Below are 16824 nucleotides of genomic sequence, written 5' to 3' on the forward strand. Positions count from 1 at the left end.
GGCAGGAAGGAGATGTTCCCCGGCGGGCCGGCTACTGCGCAGGCCATGTGAACGCCACACGGCTGTGGCGCTTGTTCAGCACCAGTCCTTCCGGGAGATCGGTGTCGGGTGTGTCGATCGGGAGGACGTGCAGGGTCGGAGCGGGGCGGCCGGCGCGATCCCACGCCCGGATCTGATCTGCCATCTCCTCGGCGGCCCGTGCCCTGTCGGGGCCGTGGGCGTACGCCGCGTACTCGAACTCGCCGTCGGCGACCTGGCGGAGCCGCCCCCGGTAGGCCAGCGCCGCGCCGTGAACCGACGCAGGAGTCCCGTACTGCCACGAGGGGTCGACCAGGCCGCTGTCGACGGCGCGGGTCTGGGCGATCATGACGGCGAATCCGGGCATGTGGCTCGCGAGCCAGAGGTCGAGATCAGCGGAGCGCCGGCCGGAGGGGACGATCACGCCAGAAGAAACTTCGTAGCGCTCCAGGGAGAACACGCCCTGGAGCGCGGCGCCGTCGATGTCCTGGTGTTCCTCGGTCAGCCACAGGTTGACGCCGTCTCCGAGGGGGATCTCCCGGCCTGTGCTGGCTCCTGCGCCCTGCATCGGGACAAATCCGCACGAGAGGTTGCTGAGGCTGACCAGGCGACCCCCGGTTCGCTGCAGCGCCCAGGAGCGGGTCATCCCCAGGGTGCGCAGCGGGACCACGAGGATGCCGTCGTCGGTCAGCTGGCTGAACCAGGCGGGAGGAATGTCCCACGCCCCGACCGTCACGATGATCAAGTCGTAGCGGCGGCCGGGCCTGATCTCGAACTCGGCGTCGGCGCACACGACGTCGACATCGGCGTAGCCCGCCGCATCCAGGCAGGCACGTGCCCGGTCGGTGACGTCCGGGTCGATGTCGACGGTGGTGACCGACCCGTTCGGACCGGCGATCTCGCGCAGCAGCGCCGCGTTGTACCCGCCGCTGCCGATCTCGAGGATGTGGCGCCCGGTCGCCTGCCCGAGCATGTCCGCGATCAGATGAGGCGCGGACACCGAGCTGATGTTCACGCCGTCCTCGCGCCGCTTGGTGACCACCGCGGTGTTCGCGTACGCCTCCTCCAAGGAGATCCCGGGGACGAACAGTTCGCGCGGCACGGTCCGCAGCGCGCGTTCTATGTCAGCGGGCAGTGCGAGACCTCGCCGCGCACGTCCCTCCACGAGCTTGTCGACCAGGACGTTGCGGAGTTCCTGTGCCCTCGTAGTGGTTTCTGCGTTCAAGAGATGCGCGCCTCCTAGGCTTATGCAGAGTCGTCAATCGTCGACAGGCAGCGATTTTCAGTATGCCGGGCGCGTCTACCGCGCTGTGATCCCGACACGGTGGGCGGACGGCTTCACGGGCCGGCGCACGTGCCGCTCGGTCTTCTGCTCGTCGCCAGCGGCACGGTGTTCGAGGACGTCGGTCAGTGAAAGGCGGCGGTGCGCTCGCTGCCGCGCCCGTGGTCGCAGAGGGAGACCGGGCGGAGCTCGCCCGGCAGTTCGGCAGCTCTGCCGCCTGTTCTCGCAGCCGCAGGCCACCGCGCGGACGCGGCTGCGGCTCAGGCCCGGCGACTACGCTCGCCTCACGATCCCGTTGCGCGACAACGCCGAACGCGCCGTCGCTCTCCTGCGGACCTGGCCGCCGGGCCCAGTCCCCGGCGAGAAGGCAGCGCAGGAACCGATCCGCGCCGGGCAGGGACCCGCGGGGCAGGGTGGCCTCCGTCCGCGGGGTCACGGCTGTCGCGTCCCCGGGATCGTCGCAGCGGCTTCCCTGGCACGCTCCGAGGCTGTTTGTTCGGCGCTGCTGCGGAAGTCCGTCAGCCGTGCCGCCTGGATCGCGGTTTGGACCGCGTGGTCCTGCCGCGCCTTCTCGGCGTCCAATCGTGCCTGGATGTCGTCTACGGTCGGTCGCCCGCGCGGAGCAGGGATCGGCCGCCGGGCTCGTCGCAGCCACAGCGAGACCAGCACCAGCAACGCGAGCAGGCAGCACGCCACGACCACAGCCGGTTGGCCCGGTCGAACCGCTTCGCCGAGCGTGATTGCGGCAGTCATGCAATGCACCCCAGTTCCGAACGCGGATTCTCCCCAGGACAAGGGGGTTCCGGCCCTGCCGCCCCGGCGGCCTCCCGGCCGGCTGTGCCGGTCGCAGCCGTTTTCCGGCCGCGGGCCGGAGCCCGGGCAGATGCAATCCGGGGAGGCTGCGGTGCTGGCGTCTGCCGGGGTTTCACACTGACAACCTTGGAGCCGGGGATCGGACAGGACCAGCCAGTGAACCGGAAGGGACCGGAAGGGACCGGAAGCGAATCGGAAGCGGAACCGGGTGACCGTGTCTTGCCAACAATGCGGTGACCTGCGGTAACGTGACGACCTCGGGCAGTGGCGGAGGGGAGACGGCCGTGGGCAGGCGCCGAGAAGGATTTCGCCGGGCGAGGAAAGCGGCGAACCTGACGCAAGAAAAGCTCGCCGAGCTGATGGGGGTGAGCGAAAAGAGCGTCAGGGCCTGGGAATCAGGCTGCTCCGAGCCGCACCCTGCCCGACGCCGCCGGCTCGCGGCACGCCTGCGCATCACGGATGCACGGTTGGAGGAACTCCTGCGGGAAGGCACCGCGGCGGCCACGACCGTCCCAGCCGAAGCGCCGAATCCGGCACCGCACGCTGCCTCGGCTGTCCCGGGCGGCGCGCCCGGGATCGTGTTTCCCGTTATCGTGAACGGGAAACACGCGGTGCCCTGTCACGACGGCACCGCCGTTGCGGCGAGCGCTCTCGGCCACCGCACGTCCGCTGTCAGCTCACGAAGCGGTGAGACGACACCCCACGCAGCGTCGGCTGCAGAACGGGATGCCATGAGCCCGCTGAATCGCCGGTCCCTCTTCAAACACGGGCTCGCCGCCGCCGTGTTGCCCGCGCTCGCACCGGACCAGGCGCAGCACGTCGCGATCGCGCTCGACGACGCTCGCCGCTATCTGGACGGCTCGGTAATCCGCTATTTCCGCCAGCAACTGGATGCCTGCAAAGCCGAGGACGGGGCGCTCGGCCCGACCACAAAGCTGCAGGCCGTACTGGGGCTTCTCGGAGCCGTCGACGAGCATGTTCGGGAGGTCAAGCCGGACATCCGGCCCGGCCTTCTCCGGCTGGGCGCCGAAGGCGCGGAATTCGCGGGATGGCTCTACCGGGACAATCGCGACATGGCGCGGGCCCTGTACTGGCACGACCGGGCCATGGAGTGGGCGCAAGCCGCAGGGGACGGCGCGATGCAGGGCTACGTCCTGGTCAAGAAGGCTCAGCTCGCCTACGACGAACGCGATCCCACACGGATGCTCATCCTGGCGCAGGCGGCGCGCCGCAGCACCGGAGCCCTGCCGAAACGCGTTCAGGCCGAAGCCGCCCAGCAAGAAGCACGAGCCGACGCCATGCTCGGCGCCTCCGCGACAACGGTGAGCCGCAAGCTGGACGACGCCTGGCAGCTGCTCGACGACGACGGGGACGACGGCTCGGCGCTCGGCGCGCACTACAACGCCACGCTGCTGACCATGCAGACCGCGGTCTGCTACACCGAAGCCGGACAGCCCCGGCGAGCGGTCGAACTGTTCGAGAAGGCCCTGATCGAAAGCCGGTTCTCGCCGCGCGACTACGGGTTCTTCCTGTCCTGGATGACGGCGTCGCTCGCGCTGTCCGGCGAACCGGACCACGCCGCCGCGACGGGATTGGTCTCCGCGAACAGGGCCGCCGAAACGAACTCACGGCGCACCCGCGAGGAACTCGTCCGGGTTGTGGACGTGCTGCGGCCGTGGCACAACCGGCCGGCCGTACGGGAATTGTGCGCGACGATAAGCGTGTAAGACGCGCGGGCAGGACGGCCCCCAAGACGCTATTCCGCCGTGAGCCACTCCCGCGTCTCGCGGATCACCTGCGCCTGCCATGCCTGGCTCCGCGGATCCGCGTATGCCGGATCGTCGTGAACAGCGAAGCCGTGCTGCGCGCCCTCCAGTTCCAGCAGCCGGTGCTCACACCTCAGCTCGCGATCCGCAGCACGCGACCACTCCACCGGGATGAAGGTGTCCTCGGTGCCGTGCACGATCAGCGTGGGAGCCTGGATGAGCGGCAGGTTCTCCCGGGCCTCGAACCAGAACGCATCGTTGAGCAGCGCCCGGCCGAGAACGAACCCGCTTCCGTGGCCGACACCGCCGGATGCGTTGAGCGCGGCCGCGCCCTTGTCGCTGAGGTAGCCCGCCTCGGACCAGGCAGGCTTGTCGTCGATGTACCGCCGGCGGTAGTCGATCAGCGGGTTGAACAGCACCAGCCGGTCAATCTCGCCCGGACGTTTCGCGGCATAATAGGCGGCCGCCCCGCCGGAGAAACTGGTCCCCAGAAGCGAAACAGGCACATCCGGCACCGCCGCGGCGCCGGACTCGAGTCCGGCCCGGATCACGTTCAGCAATGCCGACAAGGACAGGTCCTCCTGCCGTCCCTCGCTCTCGCCGTGCCCGGGCAGATCCAGCCGGAGCGAAGCCACGTCGCCCTCGGCCAGACCAGCGGCGAGACGAGTGAAGAACCCGCCCTCCTCACGGGTCACGCTCGAACCGTGGAGAAGCAGGACGACACCGCAGGGCTCGCTGTCAGGTTCAGTCAACGTACTGGCCAGGCGCAGCCCGTCCGGTGTACGCACCGTCGGAAAACCGTCGCGAGACATGGACACTCCCGAAGTCGTCATCGAGGCACAGTGTGCCAGATTCGCACCCGCCGACAGCGGCGGAACGCAGCTGGGGACTGGGCTGGCCGGACGCGCGTCTTGTCCGAGTCCCCGGTGCGAGCCCGCAGCCGAACCGCATGCCCGTCGCCGGCACCGGCATAGCCAGCATTCACCCGAACATTCCTCCGCTTCCGAGACCACGATGCGACGCTCAGCAGCGTCCGTGCAAGCGTGCCATCCGACAATCCCGCTTACTTACTCGGGCAACGACCCTGGGCGATTCTCATGGGCCTCAAGAAGAGCTTCCTGCCAAGCGATTGAGAACGCGCTGGTCCGTGCTCAACATCGTGATCAACCACGCAAGACGCTGACGGAGGAGCCCGAGCTCCGAGCCGACACGAGCCCATTGACCTCCTCACCGCATGACGAACGTCCTGCGCGCCGCAGGCACCGACGCGTGGGAGGTGGTTGCGGGAAGATTTCGTCGGCTACGGTGCGGGGGGCCATGCAGGAAGAGACATCGGGAGCAGCGTGATTCGGTCGGTAGTGTTCGATGTCGGCGAGACTTTGCTCGACGACTCGCGAGAGTTCGGCGCGTGGGCGGACTGGATCGGAGTCAAGCGGCACACGTTCTCGGCAGTCCTGGGCGCGGTGACCTCGAGCGGCAGAAACAACGCGGAGACGTTCCAGATTTTCCGGCCCGGCTTCGACCTGGACGCCGAACGCCGGCGCCGAGAAGCCGCCGGGCGCGGTGAGCAGATCGAGGAGTCCGATCTCTACCCCGACGTGCGCCCGGCGCTCTCGGCGCTGCGGAACGCCGGGTTCTGGGTCGGCATCGCGGGAAACCAGACCGCGAAAGCGGCGCGGCTTCTGCGCGAACTGGCCCTACCGGTGGACGCCATTGCGACGTCGGGCGAGTGGAACACCGCCAAGCCTGACCCTGCGTTCTTCGAAAAAGTCGTCGACTTCGCCCCCGGCGAGCCCCGGGAGATCGTTTACGTCGGCGATCACCGAGACAACGACATCGTGCCCGCACAGGCGGCTGGACTGAGGCCGGCGCTGATTCGCCGCGGCCCCTGGGGCTACCTGTGGGCGGACGACCCCGTCGTCGTTCGCAACGCTGCCTGGACGCTTGAAAGCCTCGCCGAACTGCCCGATCTCCTCAGCAGCGAACGCTGAGTTCCTCGCCGTCAGCGATCCGGAACTCCGGAAAAGAGTTCGCGGTCGAGGCTGTTCATCGCATCGTTCGACGCGCCCGGAGTCGCTCGACGCAATTGCTCGACCATTCCCCCGACTTGGGGGTGGGCTCGTACGTGCTCCGGCGCGATCCGCAAAGCTGCGCGCAAGGCATCGATCGTGTTGTCGCGTTCGTCCGCCAAGTTGTGAACGCGCGCGAGGTCGATGTAGAAATGCGACCGCCGTTCGGCTGGCATATTCGCATCTGGCCGCCACCCGGCCGCCAGGCGGAAGGCAGCGCTGATGTCACAGGTCTCCGCCGCGAGAGAGAAATGGTGGATACGCACAGACGCCGACCCGAATGCCGTTCCGAGGTGGATTCCCTCGTTCACGCGTCGCGCGGCTTCCTGAGCTTCCTCGATATGGTCGCGTGCTCGGAGGCTCTCGCCCGCGCGACCTGCCATCACTGCGGCGCGCATGTGCAATGCCCCGTACGTTGCCGCCGCAGTTTCGGAAGCCGCGAGGTCGATCCGGTCGGCGGCCCGTTCAAGCATCCGCCGGCCGGCACTGAGGTCTTCTGAAGCGAAGAATGTTTCTGCCCGCACGTAGGAAGCGCTTCCTTCCAGCAGTTCGTCTTCGGCATCGGCTGCCGCTGTGTTCAACAGGCCGATGATGCGCGCGGACAAATCGTAGTATCCGTACTTGTCCGCCACGGCATCGGCTGCGCGGTAAACCTGGAAGAGCAGGCGCGCGAAGCGACTCCTTTCGGACCTCGTGCAGTCCAGGAATCCGCGATGCAATTCAGACAGAAGCAGCGGAACCTCGGCAGCAAGGACTCGATAGTCGGATTGAAGCCGTTTGTCGACGGTTGCCGCCACGAGAGAGCCCAGTTCGTCGACGGGCCGGACTGGGCCGTCCTCAGGGATGTCGTGGGAGTCCAAAACCCGGCGCAGGACCGGGATCCGAGCGCGGATATCAGCTGCTTCCGGCGTGTGCAGCACGGCCGGACGGTAATGTGCCTGTCCGCAGGCGGTTTCCAGGGCCAGCGTTTCCGCCGCGAGCTGACCGGCTTGCGAGTGGCCGGCACGGGAACCAGGCGGCTTCGGCCTCGGAGCGGTTCTCGAGGCGGCTGTCCTGCGGATGAGTTCCTCGAGTTCCGCCAGCGAAACGCTCAGATGCTCGGCAAGCTCGTGACGCCGCCCGGGCTGCGGTTTGTTGCGGCCCGATTCCCAGTTCCTGACGCTCTTCACATCCGCCGACAGCAAGCGGGCGAGATCCTCTTGGGTCAGGCCCGCTTTCGCGCGCGCGTGAGCCATCTCCGATTCGTTGTCTTCCACGGCCGCCTCCCCACGCCTCGGATACGCGACATTACCGCAGGTAAAGATTACAAGCGCAACTCACCTTGCCGGTTTCTTGCCGTTCCTCCGGGGCCGTTCCCGCCCGGAGCTACCGCAGCAGCCCCGGGTTCGTCCGATCTCGGGGAATACCACGGCACCAGCCTCTGAACTGATGCGTCCGATTCCTCCGGCCGACGCCGGGCTCGGAGACTCTCAGGCCGGGCTTCCGAGCGCTGCGGCCTCCTTTGCTCCCACCGTCGACCTATCGCAGATAGGTCCAGGCACGAGTCCCGATGCGTTCGCTGCGGCATTTGAGTCCGTCCCCGAGCACAGCGCCGGCCGTCCTTCCCGCAGGGACTGCTGCCGCGCGCGTCGGCCTGCGCCGAGGCCTCGGGGCTGTGAGCGCGGGCCGTCCGTCACAGGCATGATCGGCTGAGTCTGGGGGACGCGGTCCGCTGATTGCCCAGGTCGAAGCACCAGTGCGACGCGGCACAGGATTCCGCGCGATCGGCCCGCCATACCTGGTGCCAGCCGATTGCGCGTTTCGATCAGGGCTTGTCCCCGGCTCGGTCACCCAGCCGCTGCGCTTCAGTACGCGCAGACAGCGCCGGGATGGCCCGGATCTTTTCGCGACTCAGGTGCGACCACGAGATGCCAGTGGGCCGACGGCGTGCATCACAGTAAATGGTCTGTTCGGGGGTCACGATGAGGTCGACGCTGAAGTCGTGGTCGGTTTCAGGGAGATCGGTATCCACGACTTGGAGTTGGTGGACCGTGGTGACGATGGTCGTCTGCGGCCCGATCAGACCGGCCTCGATCAGGAGGGCAACCTCCAGGTCTGAGTAGCCGGCTCCTTTTCCGACTCGCACGCCCCGTCGGTCGACGGCGACTGTGCCGCAGACGACGAGGTCTACCGGCTTCATCTGTCCCGGGCCGACGGTCGGAGCGGCGTCTGCGGCGTATTTGCTTCGTGCTGCGTCGAGGCTGACCTTGGCCGGGTCTAGTTCGTAGAACGGTTCTGGTTTGGCCATCGCGGGCACGGCCATGTAGACGGTTTTTCCGTCCCGCAGGGCTGTCTCACGGACCGGCAACTGGGCTCGATCCGGGTTGCATTTCACTACCCGCGCTTCCCGCCAGGCCTCTAGCGCGGCCAGACGTTGAGCAGCGATCTCTGCTCCCACGAAGGAGGGAATCCTCCCGACCGCGCTCCTGCCCTGCGGGTCAACTGCCGCGGTGTCGAGCAGCGCCCAGACACGCTCGCGGGCAGCGCGCTTCTCTTCCTCGATTTGCATGTCTCCGTTGTACCGCGCGGGCCTGGCGGCTAGCTGCCAGCCATGAGGGCGAACAGCCGTTCGCCCGCCGCCGCGACGGAGGATTCCCGACGCCAGGGTCGCAGCTCTCGCCCTACGCTGAACGCGACGTTGAGGCCGCCGCCCCCTCGGGTGACCTCCAACGTATCGATCGCCTTGTTCAGGGCGTCGACTGCCCCTTCGATCTCGCCCGCGCGCACCCTGGCGAGCGCGAGGTTCCCGAAAACGATGGACTGGGATTTCCTTTTCGACGCCAATGCGTCGGCCGCTGCGACCAGATGCCCTTCCGCAGGCTCACGCAGGCCGAGGAACACGTAACACGAACCGGCCATGCGATCGATCTTGGACTCCGAAAGGTACTCGCCGCCGGCCCCAGCACAGTTTACCTGGCTCAGCTGCCATTGAGCCGCGTCCAGCGCCGACTCGCACGCACGTCGCTCTTGGCGCATCGCGTTCGCCTCGGCGACGTGCAGGAGCGCCAGCCCGCACAATCCCGGGCTGACGGGCTGGGCGAGCGTGGCTGCGCGCTGTGCCAGCGCACAGCCGGCGTCGGGATCTTTCTCAAAGCTGTAGAGATGCAGATAGCTGTTCCGCAGCGTGGCATGTGCTTCCGCCTCGATGTTGCCGCTTTGGCCCGCTGCGTGGATCGCCTGGTCGAAGTAGCCTCGTGAGGTCGCGGAGTCGCGACGCTGAGAAGCGTCCCACAGCAGTTGTCCCATCAACGTTGCCGTATCCGCTTCGATCGAGTACAGCTCGCGACGAGCATCCGTAGCAGAGGCCGCGTCTCGCGCGACGACGACAGTCGCGAGATGCCTGGTGGCGCGGCCGAGCAGGTTCGTGGACGGTGCTTCGTCGTAGGCGGTTTCCAGGGCCAGCGTTTCCGCCGCGAGCTGACCGGCTTGCGAGTGGCCGGCACGGGAACCAGGCGGCTTCGGCCTCGGAGCGGTTCTCGAGGCGGCTGTCCTGCGGATGAGTTCCTCGAGTTCCGCCAGCGAAACGCTCAGATGCTCGGCAAGCTCGTGACGCCGCCCGGGCTGCGGTTTGTTGCGGCCCGATTCCCAGTTCCTGACGCTCTTCACATCCGCCGACAGCAAGCGGGCGAGATCCTCTTGGGTCAGGCCCGCTTTCGCGCGCGCGTGAGCCATCTCCGATTCGTTGTCTTCCACGGCCGCCTCCCCACGCCTCGGATACGCGACATTACCGCAGGTAAAGATTACAAGCGCAACTCACCTTGCCGGTTTCTTGCCGGTTTCTTCCCGGGGGTTTTGCCTGGTCCTGGATCCGGCGGAGCGGCATTGTCATCTCCGGCAGGCCAGCCAGGTGTTTCGACGGCTGACTCCGATGACCCCAGCGTGGCACCGACACAGCTGCCGCGCCGGGAAACGGGACCCGTCGCTGGTTCCGGACAGCCACATATTTGAAGCAAGCGGGAGAGGTGCTCACGGTGTTCGATCCGCAACCGGGTTCGACCGGCGCGCCACGTGCGTGCGGCACGAGCACCCGATACTGCACCACGCGGCCGGGCCGCGTTCTGCGCCACGAAAGAGTTTCGTTGCCATACCGGTCGCTGCGAAAGGACTGTGCTGAAGCGGGGCGGCGTCGCACCGAACTGAACCGCATTCGAGCGGCGCGGCCGCATGGCTGGCGAGTTCGGGAAGATCCAGCTTGCAGTGGTCGGCTGCTTTCCAGGAGGCCCTGGGTTCTGCGACCCGGTCCCGCGAACCGGACCTGCTCATGAGCCGGTGTCAGATGCAGACCAGGAACTCTGTACGGCCGGGCGGTCGTCCCGACCGCAGGCGGCCACGGCCCGGTGCGATGCAAGGGGTCGGGCGTCCGGACTCGGGCCGTCTGGCGGATTTGGTCCTCACCGCTACCTTCCACGACGCAGGGCGTCCCCTGGCGCGCGATGATCGCCAGGTCGCCTGCGTGGTCGGGTTCATGCTCATCGGCGAACTCCACCTGCGCAGCCACGTCCGCGTCACCAGCGACGGGCGAGTCACCGCGCGTCGCCGGGCCGACGCGGACGACCTCGCGTCCCGGGCAATTCTCCAACTGCTGAAGGTGGATCGTGACCACGAGCCCTGCGGCGTGCTGCTAGAGCATCTCGCTTGCGGATCCCGGGCTGCGAATCTGGTGTGGCAGCGGCTGATCCACGACGGCCTAGCCGAGCGCAAACCGGCCACGCTGCTGCGCCGGGAAGCCCAGTTCGTCCTGACCGAGACTGCGACGACGACGTGGGCCCGTCGTCGCCTCGTATCCGCGGTGGTTGACGGGAGTCACGTGCCGATAGACGAGGTCATCCTGTGGCACGGCCTCCGGCGATTGCAACCCGAAGGGCTGATTCTCGACCTCGCGCCCCAGATTGTGGAGCGGCTCGACCTGGCACGACCGCCGGGCGCGCTGCGCACCCTGCTGGAAGCGCTCGACCGCAGCCTCATCCGCAATCGACGCGCGAGGCACCGTCCCGGCGAACCAGTCCATTCAGGACACGACCCGCGGGACACAACGCCGACATCTCGCGACTTCGGCTCTCAGGCAAAGAACGTATCGGGGAACCGCGATGACTGATCTTCCCTCAACTGACGACAGCGTCCGCGTGCTCTCCGACCTCGTCGGCATCCCTGGGTGCACGTTCGCCATCGTGTTCACCAGCGACGGCATTCTCCAGGCCTGGGACGGGATCGGCCAACCCGCAGCGGCCGCGTACGCGGCCACCTGCCACGGCCAATTCCGACGGGATCCGGAACTGGTGTCCAAGTTCGGCCCCGACGCACCCGCCGAACTGCGCGGCGTGCCGTCCCGTCACCGCACATTTCTGCGCAGCGCCAGACCTGGCAACGAGGAACGCCCCGCGTGGTGCCTGCTGGTGGAGACTGGAGCCGACGTCGACGGGCAGGCCATCGACCGCCTCATAGCCGACTGGTCAACCATGATCAGCGAGGGCATGGACAGCCCCGGCAACCTCGAGCGACCTCCTCCCCCGCCGGCCGGGCCACCGGTCCCACACTGAGCGACACGGCCGCAGGCGAATTCCGTGAACCGGAGTTTCCGGTCAACGCTCGTCACGTCCTTCTCCGTGGCCCTAGTGCGACCGCTTGTCTCCCGCTGACGACGTCACTCGGCGACAGCGGTCGAACACCACCGAACATCCGCCAAGCCCGCAATTTCCGTCTGGCTCGCCCTCTCACTCCGAGTCTCCGGCGTTGCAGCCCGACCACACGCGGTCAAGAGCCCTCCGGTCACGTCGATGTTTCCGAACTCCCTTTACGCCCGTCCACGCGACTCGGGACCCAGAACGCCGACGCGACACCGCATTGACCTTGTTCAGGAAGCGAATTGATGAGCACGACCTTCGCGCAGACGGCACCCGCTCGCGGTGACGCGCCGTTCACGATCAACGTGGCCCGGACCTCGGCCGCCCGGGTGCTGCGCTCTCTCGACAAGGCGAGCCGCGCCTCCAGGGACGACGCGGGGGTGTGCTTCGTGTTGTACGAGGGCACCTCGGTGGGTGCGCCGTTTCTCCGGGCCGGAGGGCGAGGCGTCGATGTCGGACTGTTGGCCTGGCACGAGGACGGCCGCGAGGTCTACCCAGCGGGCGGCGCGGACGACAGCTCCCCGGTGCGGTACCGCAGTCTCGCGGGAACGCTTCTTCCCCCAGCCCGTCCGGTCCGAGACAGATCGGTCCACTGTGGCCAGAGCAGTTCAGGAGTTCTGCGTGACGGGCGGCGTCCGGTCTGCGTGCGATGGTACGACGAGACTCCCGCCTCCCCAGGCCCGAAAGTCGCGCCACAGCGGCGTGATGTCGCCGCGCTGAGCGACGGCAGTCCGGCCCGGACCGAATCGCTGACGGACGGGTCGACACGACAGAACCGCCGTTCCTCGGAAGCACCCGCGCGGCACGCGATTAGTCGGCCGGTCCCCCGGCCTCGTGTCTCCGGCCCCGAGCACGGGCTACGTCAACGTGAGGAAACTGCAATGGCTGATCGACCTGTCACCGGCGAACACGCCTGGATGCTGGACGGTCTTGTCGACGTTCCCGAACTTCTGCTCGCCGTCGTGACCGACGGCGACGGCGCTGTTCTGGCCGCCACCGCCGAGCTCAACGCAGTCCAGCAAGAAGCGGCCGCAGCCTTGGCCGGCCTCCTCCGGCTCTCGGCGGACCTGTTCTCCGAAGCCGGCTGGGTCACTCCGCCCGCTCTGGTGTTCGGCCCGCCGGCCCAGACCAGCGTCTCCGTGCGCGCCATCAGTGCCGGCGACAACGCCGGAGCGCTGGCGTTTCTGCTGGTGGTCGCGACCGCCGACGTCGACCGCGATGCCATGGACCGGGCCGTCACGGAGCGTGTCGACAAAATCGGCGACACACTCCGGCCCCCTGGCAGCAGCGCCTGAGGACTCGCCCTCGAACGGCCCCGTCCTTTCCCTCCGCCCCGGCGTTTCCCGTCGCAATTCGTCTGTTTCCCCTCCGCCAGAAAGTGTTCCTGTCTGATGACCTCGACCCCGCCACCCGCGCCGCCGCCCGACCCTGCCGGGAAAGATCCGGCGGTGGCCCTTCTCGCCGCGTACGCCGCGCTGAATGCGGACGCGGACGGATGGGAGCCGCCGGACGCCGATCTGTGCTGTGCGAGCCGGGCCCGCATCCGGGAAGTCCTTATGGGAGGCGAGTACTCGTACTCCCTGGAGCGGGAGTGGTGGTCGCTCCTGGTGAAGGGGATCATGCCCGACCTGGCTGACGTTTACTGGGCCGAGCACGAGTTCTTGGGCCGAGCCGCCGAGTTTGCGTTGCAGGACAAGGGCATCAACAAGCTCGTGTTCGTCGGGGACATGTTTCCTGAGCGCAACCCGGTTGTCGACGCTGTCGTCGCTTCCGGGGCCGGAGCGGCGGTGGTCGGCGCCGTCGACGACGAGGTTGTCAAGGCGTACTGGCGAGTCCTCGCCGCGGAGCGTCCCGAAGTCCGGGTCGCGGACGGGACCTTCCGTCTCCCCCGAACGGTCCTGCGTGACGAGGCGACCCGGGGCCTGCTGAACACCGAGAGTCGGGTCTGCCTGGTCCTCGCCGGCATGCTGGACGCGATCGACGACGCCGCGACGGCCACCGCCGTAGTGCGGTCCTATCTCGCGTGGCTTCCGGCTCAGTCGTTGGTGATCGCCACGCATGCCAGTGTCGACAGTCTCGACCCGGACCGGCCGGAAGACCGAGTGCTGGAACAGCAGATGCGGGACGTCTGCCGACAGTACAAAGGCGATCACCGGCCCCCGCGAGCGCTGCGCACCGCAGACGACCTCGGCCGCATCTTCGGCGACACGATCCACCCGCTCGACCCAATCGCTCCCGCCGTCGAGTGGAACAACCCACAGCGGGTCCAGGGCAGCCAGGCCGAACTGCTGTGCCTGGGCCTCGTCGCCGAGACCACGGGCCGGTCCGCGAGCGGATCGGCGGGGCGAGCGTGAACCGCCGTGCGGCGCGTGCCGTCGCCCGGGGGCGCGACGGCTCCGCTGTGAGCGTGCGGCGCGTGTCCGCGCCGGTTCAGCTGCCGCCGGGGCCGGCTGCGTTGATCGGGCGCGAGACGGAACTGCGGCTGCTGACCGAGCTGCGGCGGACCTCCGGTCAGGCTCCGCGGGTCGCGGTGCTCACCGGCATCGGCGGGATCGGCAAGACAGCGCTGGCGTTGCACTGGCTCTACACCCACCGCGAGGCGTTCCCGCACGGGATCCTCTACGCCCGGGTCTCCGCGCGCGAGAACGAGCCCGCCCTCTCCGCCAGCGGGGTGCTGCACGGATTCCTCCTCGCGACCGGTCTCGCGGGACCCGAGATCCCCGCCGCGCTGCCGCATCGCGCGGCGGAGTTCCGGTCACGGACCGCGGATTGCGATTTCGCGGTCCTGCTGGACGATGTCGCCCACAGCGCCGACGTCCGGGCCGTAATGCCGTCGAGCCCGCGCGCGTTCGTGCTCGTCACGAGCAGATCCCAGCTGACCGGTCTCGCCGAGCACGACGCGGAGATCCTCCCGCTCGCACCGTTGCCCGACACCTCCGCCCTCGAACTGCTCGCCCGTTACACCGGCCGCGACAGGCCCCGGGACGTCGCGGACGCGCTGGCCGCCGCATGCGCCGGGCTGCCATTGATGCTCGTCCTCACCGGGGCGAGATTGCGCGCGCGTCCCGAACGCGACGCGCGCCGGGACGTCATCCGCCTGCAGAACCGAACGATCAGAGGAACCGTGCACGACGCTCTCGATGACTCCTACGCCGCCGTCGGCGACCTGGCGAAGCTGGCCCACCTGACGTGCGCCGACCTGCCCGGACCGCATGTCGCGTTGGACGCGCTCGCCTACACCCTCAACGTCAAGCCCGCGATCCTGGACGACGCCGTGGACGAACTGTCCGAAGCGAACCTGGTGCAGACGGACGGCGACACCGTCACCCAGCACGATCTCGTCCGCCAGCACGCACAGGAACGCGCCGACGCCGGCCGCGTTCACCTCCTGCGCCGCTACGGCGACTGGCACCGCGACAAAGCCGTCGCCGCGAGCGCGCTCATCCACTCGCACCGCCCGCTGCACGCGGCCGAACCCGCCGCCGCGCAAACCTTTTTCGCCGACCGCGCGGACGCGCTCGACTGGTGGCTCCGGGACCAGGACGTCCTCCACGCCGTTGCCGGCGCCGCCGCCAAACAGGGCTGGCACGAGGACGTGTGGCCGATCGCCGAGGCGGCCTGGGGTTTCTTCCTGCACTACCGGGACTACGAACGGTGCGTGCTGCTGTTCACCGCCGGCCTGCGCGCCGCCCGGCAGTGCAACCGGCCCGTCGTCGAAGCGCTGATGCACCACCAGCTCGAATTCCTCTGCCTCGAATCCGGGTGGACGGCGGAGGCCGCCGCCCACCGCGCGGCGGCGGCCGAGATCGGCGAACGCGAGCAGCACGGCCCCACGCAGGCCACCGCGCTCTCGCGCAAGGCCCGCGCCGTCCGCGACAGCGGGGACCTCGAGGGCTCGCTGCCGCTGTACGAGGCCAGCGCCAAGAAACACGACGACATCGGCCGTCGGCGCGGCGCTGCTCTGGCCTGGCGGCGCATGGCGGAAGTCCTGATCAGGCTGGGGCGCGACGACGACGCGCTGCGCTGGCTGGGCAAAGCGGGCCCTGTCTTCCTGACCGAGGACGACCCCGCCCAGTACGCCGAGGTGACCATCGCGCTGGCCCAGGTCCACGCCCGGCGAGGCGAGCGCGAGCAAGCCCGCGACGAACTGACCGTGGCGCTCGCGAGCGTGCAGCAGCTGAGGTCGCCCCATTCCGAGAGCCAGGTCCGCGCCGCCCTCGCCGCGCTCGAACCCTGCGGCGCGGACGGCACGGAACCCACACCGGGCAGCGACGCGTCATGACCGACCGCGTCAATGCGCCGCCCGGGGTGAACCCGAACCAGTCGAGCGCGGCCCGCGTGTACGACTATCTGCTGGGCGGCAAGGACCATTACGGGATCGACCGCCAAGTCGCCCGGGAAGCCGCCCGGGTGATGCCGGACATCGCGGAAACGGCGCGGGTCAACCGGCACCTGATGACAAGGATTTGCCGGTTCCTTGCGGAGCGGGCGGGCGTCCGGCAGTTTATCGACTGCGGATGCGGCTTGCCCTTTATGGACAACGTGCACCAGATCGTGCAGCGAGCGGACTCGGACGCGAAGGTCGTCTACGTCGACTACGACCCGGTGGTTGCCGCGAACGTACGCGCGCGGCTGCTGGACAACGAGTTCACCGAATTCGTCCTCGCGGATTTCTTCGACCCGCCGAGCATTCTCGACCACCCGACGGTCAACGAGCACCTCGACTGGGACCAGCCGATCGCGGTGCTGTTCCTGCTCGCCCTGCACCACCAGACCGGCGACCGCGAGGTCCCGGGCAAGGTGACGAAGGAATTCATCGACCGGCTCCCGTCCGGTTCGTACGTGGCGATCTCGCACCTGCTCGACGCCCACGACGGTTCCGAGGACGACGAGGCGGTGCAGGGCATCGTCGAGTCCGTCCACAACGGCTCGATGAAAGACGTCTCGTCCCGCACCCGCGCCGAGATCAAGGAACTGTTCCACGACATGGAGCTGATCCCGAGCGGACCGAACAAGCCGGCGGAAGTCGTGCCGGTGGTCGAATGGTGGCCGGACGGCCCGCTGCTGGGCGAGCCGACGGTCGCGCAACGGATCGTGGCGGTCGGAGTCGCCCGGAAACCCTGACCGCACAACGCTTCCGGGATTGGACGGCCGGGAAGCGACGGACCGCACGACGCCGCAACGGCCGAGCTCCTCTGGCAAGCACCAAGTTCCGG

14 protein-coding genes and 1 pseudogene are annotated in these 16824 nt (G+C 68.4%); 9 read left to right on the plus strand and 6 right to left on the minus strand.

Features of this window, described 5'->3' with window-relative positions; all coding sequences use genetic code 11:
* Positions 1-31: 31 nt before the first annotated feature.
* Positions 32-1243 carry a methyltransferase, FxLD system gene (gene fxlM / locus ACZ7OI_RS16980; protein WP_470265130.1) on the minus strand — a complete coding sequence of 404 codons (1212 nt, stop codon included), beginning with the start codon at positions 1241-1243 and terminating at the stop codon, positions 32-34.
* Positions 1244-1732: 489 nt separating this feature from the next.
* Positions 1733-2053, minus strand: coding sequence for a hypothetical protein (locus tag ACZ7OI_RS16985; protein WP_470265131.1), 321 nt, complete (start codon positions 2051-2053; stop codon positions 1733-1735).
* A 344-nt stretch (positions 2054-2397) separates the two neighbouring features.
* Between ACZ7OI_RS16985 and ACZ7OI_RS16990 the strand changes: the two are divergent.
* A pseudogene (locus ACZ7OI_RS16990) lies at positions 2398-2580 on the plus strand (helix-turn-helix domain-containing protein); the annotation flags it as partial.
* 264 nt (positions 2581-2844) lie between these two features.
* A complete protein-coding gene (locus tag ACZ7OI_RS16995; RefSeq protein ID WP_470265183.1) occupies positions 2845-3840 on the plus strand; it encodes a hypothetical protein in 996 nt (331 codons plus the stop codon).
* Between the two features lie 29 nt (positions 3841-3869).
* Here the strand turns inward: ACZ7OI_RS16995 and ACZ7OI_RS17000 are convergent, their stop codons facing one another.
* Positions 3870-4712 (minus strand): alpha/beta hydrolase, encoded by an 843-nt coding sequence (locus ACZ7OI_RS17000; protein WP_470265132.1) that lies wholly within the window; start codon positions 4710-4712, stop codon positions 3870-3872.
* Positions 4713-5222: 510 nt separating this feature from the next.
* Here ACZ7OI_RS17000 and ACZ7OI_RS17005 point away from each other — a divergent pair.
* On the plus strand, positions 5223-5870 hold the full coding sequence (locus ACZ7OI_RS17005) for an HAD family hydrolase (RefSeq protein ID WP_470265179.1): 648 nt from the start codon (positions 5223-5225) through the stop codon (positions 5868-5870).
* An 11-nt stretch (positions 5871-5881) separates the two neighbouring features.
* Here the strand turns inward: ACZ7OI_RS17005 and ACZ7OI_RS17010 are convergent, their stop codons facing one another.
* From ACZ7OI_RS17010 to ACZ7OI_RS17020, 3 genes are all read right to left on the minus strand, one after another.
* Positions 5882-7204, minus strand: coding sequence for a helix-turn-helix domain-containing protein (locus tag ACZ7OI_RS17010; RefSeq protein WP_470265133.1), 1323 nt, complete (start codon positions 7202-7204; stop codon positions 5882-5884).
* 548 nt (positions 7205-7752) lie between these two features.
* On the minus strand, positions 7753-8496 hold the full coding sequence (locus tag ACZ7OI_RS17015; protein WP_470265134.1) for a 5-formyltetrahydrofolate cyclo-ligase: 744 nt from the start codon (positions 8494-8496) through the stop codon (positions 7753-7755).
* A gap of 29 nt (positions 8497-8525) precedes the next feature.
* Positions 8526-9680: a helix-turn-helix domain-containing protein gene (locus tag ACZ7OI_RS17020; protein ID WP_470265135.1), complete on the minus strand. Its 1155-nt coding sequence runs from the start codon at positions 9678-9680 to the stop codon at positions 8526-8528.
* A 772-nt stretch (positions 9681-10452) separates the two neighbouring features.
* Between ACZ7OI_RS17020 and ACZ7OI_RS17025 the strand changes: the two genes are divergently transcribed.
* From ACZ7OI_RS17025 to ACZ7OI_RS17050, 6 genes are all read left to right on the plus strand, one after another.
* Positions 10453-11082, plus strand: a complete 630-nt coding sequence (locus ACZ7OI_RS17025) for a GPP34 family phosphoprotein (RefSeq protein WP_470265136.1) — start codon at positions 10453-10455, stop codon at positions 11080-11082.
* On the plus strand, positions 11075-11524 hold the full coding sequence (locus tag ACZ7OI_RS17030) for a hypothetical protein (protein WP_470265137.1): 450 nt from the start codon (positions 11075-11077) through the stop codon (positions 11522-11524). The genes ACZ7OI_RS17025 and ACZ7OI_RS17030 overlap by 8 nt, the downstream gene beginning before the upstream one ends.
* Positions 11525-12489: 965 nt before the next feature.
* A complete protein-coding gene (locus ACZ7OI_RS17035; RefSeq protein WP_470265138.1) occupies positions 12490-12903 on the plus strand; it encodes a hypothetical protein in 414 nt (137 codons plus the stop codon).
* 96 nt (positions 12904-12999) lie between these two features.
* Positions 13000-13962 carry an SAM-dependent methyltransferase gene (locus ACZ7OI_RS17040; protein WP_470265139.1) on the plus strand — a complete coding sequence of 321 codons (963 nt, stop codon included), beginning with the start codon at positions 13000-13002 and terminating at the stop codon, positions 13960-13962.
* Between the two features lie 62 nt (positions 13963-14024).
* The gene (locus tag ACZ7OI_RS17045; RefSeq protein WP_470265140.1) at positions 14025-15890 is read left to right on the plus strand and encodes a tetratricopeptide repeat protein; all 1866 of its coding nucleotides are present in this window, start codon (positions 14025-14027) and stop codon (positions 15888-15890) included.
* Complete coding sequence (locus tag ACZ7OI_RS17050) at positions 15887-16732, plus strand: SAM-dependent methyltransferase (RefSeq protein WP_470265141.1); 846 nt, start codon at positions 15887-15889, stop codon at positions 16730-16732. The genes ACZ7OI_RS17045 and ACZ7OI_RS17050 overlap by 4 nt, the downstream gene beginning before the upstream one ends.
* Positions 16733-16824 lie beyond the last annotated feature (92 nt).

Source organism: Amycolatopsis sp. NPDC114503 (assembly GCF_055633655.1).

Bases quoted from the DNA above. Each gene is read 5' to 3' on its own strand.
- ACZ7OI_RS17040 (WP_470265139.1), top strand. From the start codon at position 13,000: ATGACCTCGACCCCGCCACCCGCGCCGCCGCCCGACCCTGCCGGGAAA.
- ACZ7OI_RS17050 (WP_470265141.1), top strand. From the start codon at position 15,887: ATGACCGACCGCGTCAATGCGCCGCCCGGGGTGAACCCGAACCAGTCG.
- ACZ7OI_RS17035 (WP_470265138.1), top strand. From the start codon at position 12,490: ATGGCTGATCGACCTGTCACCGGCGAACACGCCTGGATGCTGGACGGT.
- ACZ7OI_RS17015 (WP_470265134.1), bottom strand. From the start codon at position 8,496: ATGCAAATCGAGGAAGAGAAGCGCGCTGCCCGCGAGCGTGTCTGGGCG.
- ACZ7OI_RS17030 (WP_470265137.1), top strand. From the start codon at position 11,075: ATGACTGATCTTCCCTCAACTGACGACAGCGTCCGCGTGCTCTCCGAC.
- ACZ7OI_RS17025 (WP_470265136.1), top strand. From the start codon at position 10,453: ATGCTCATCGGCGAACTCCACCTGCGCAGCCACGTCCGCGTCACCAGC.
- ACZ7OI_RS16985 (WP_470265131.1), bottom strand. From the start codon at position 2,053: ATGACTGCCGCAATCACGCTCGGCGAAGCGGTTCGACCGGGCCAACCG.
- ACZ7OI_RS16995 (WP_470265183.1), top strand. From the start codon at position 2,845: ATGAGCCCGCTGAATCGCCGGTCCCTCTTCAAACACGGGCTCGCCGCC.
- ACZ7OI_RS17000 (WP_470265132.1), bottom strand. From the start codon at position 4,712: ATGACGACTTCGGGAGTGTCCATGTCTCGCGACGGTTTTCCGACGGTG.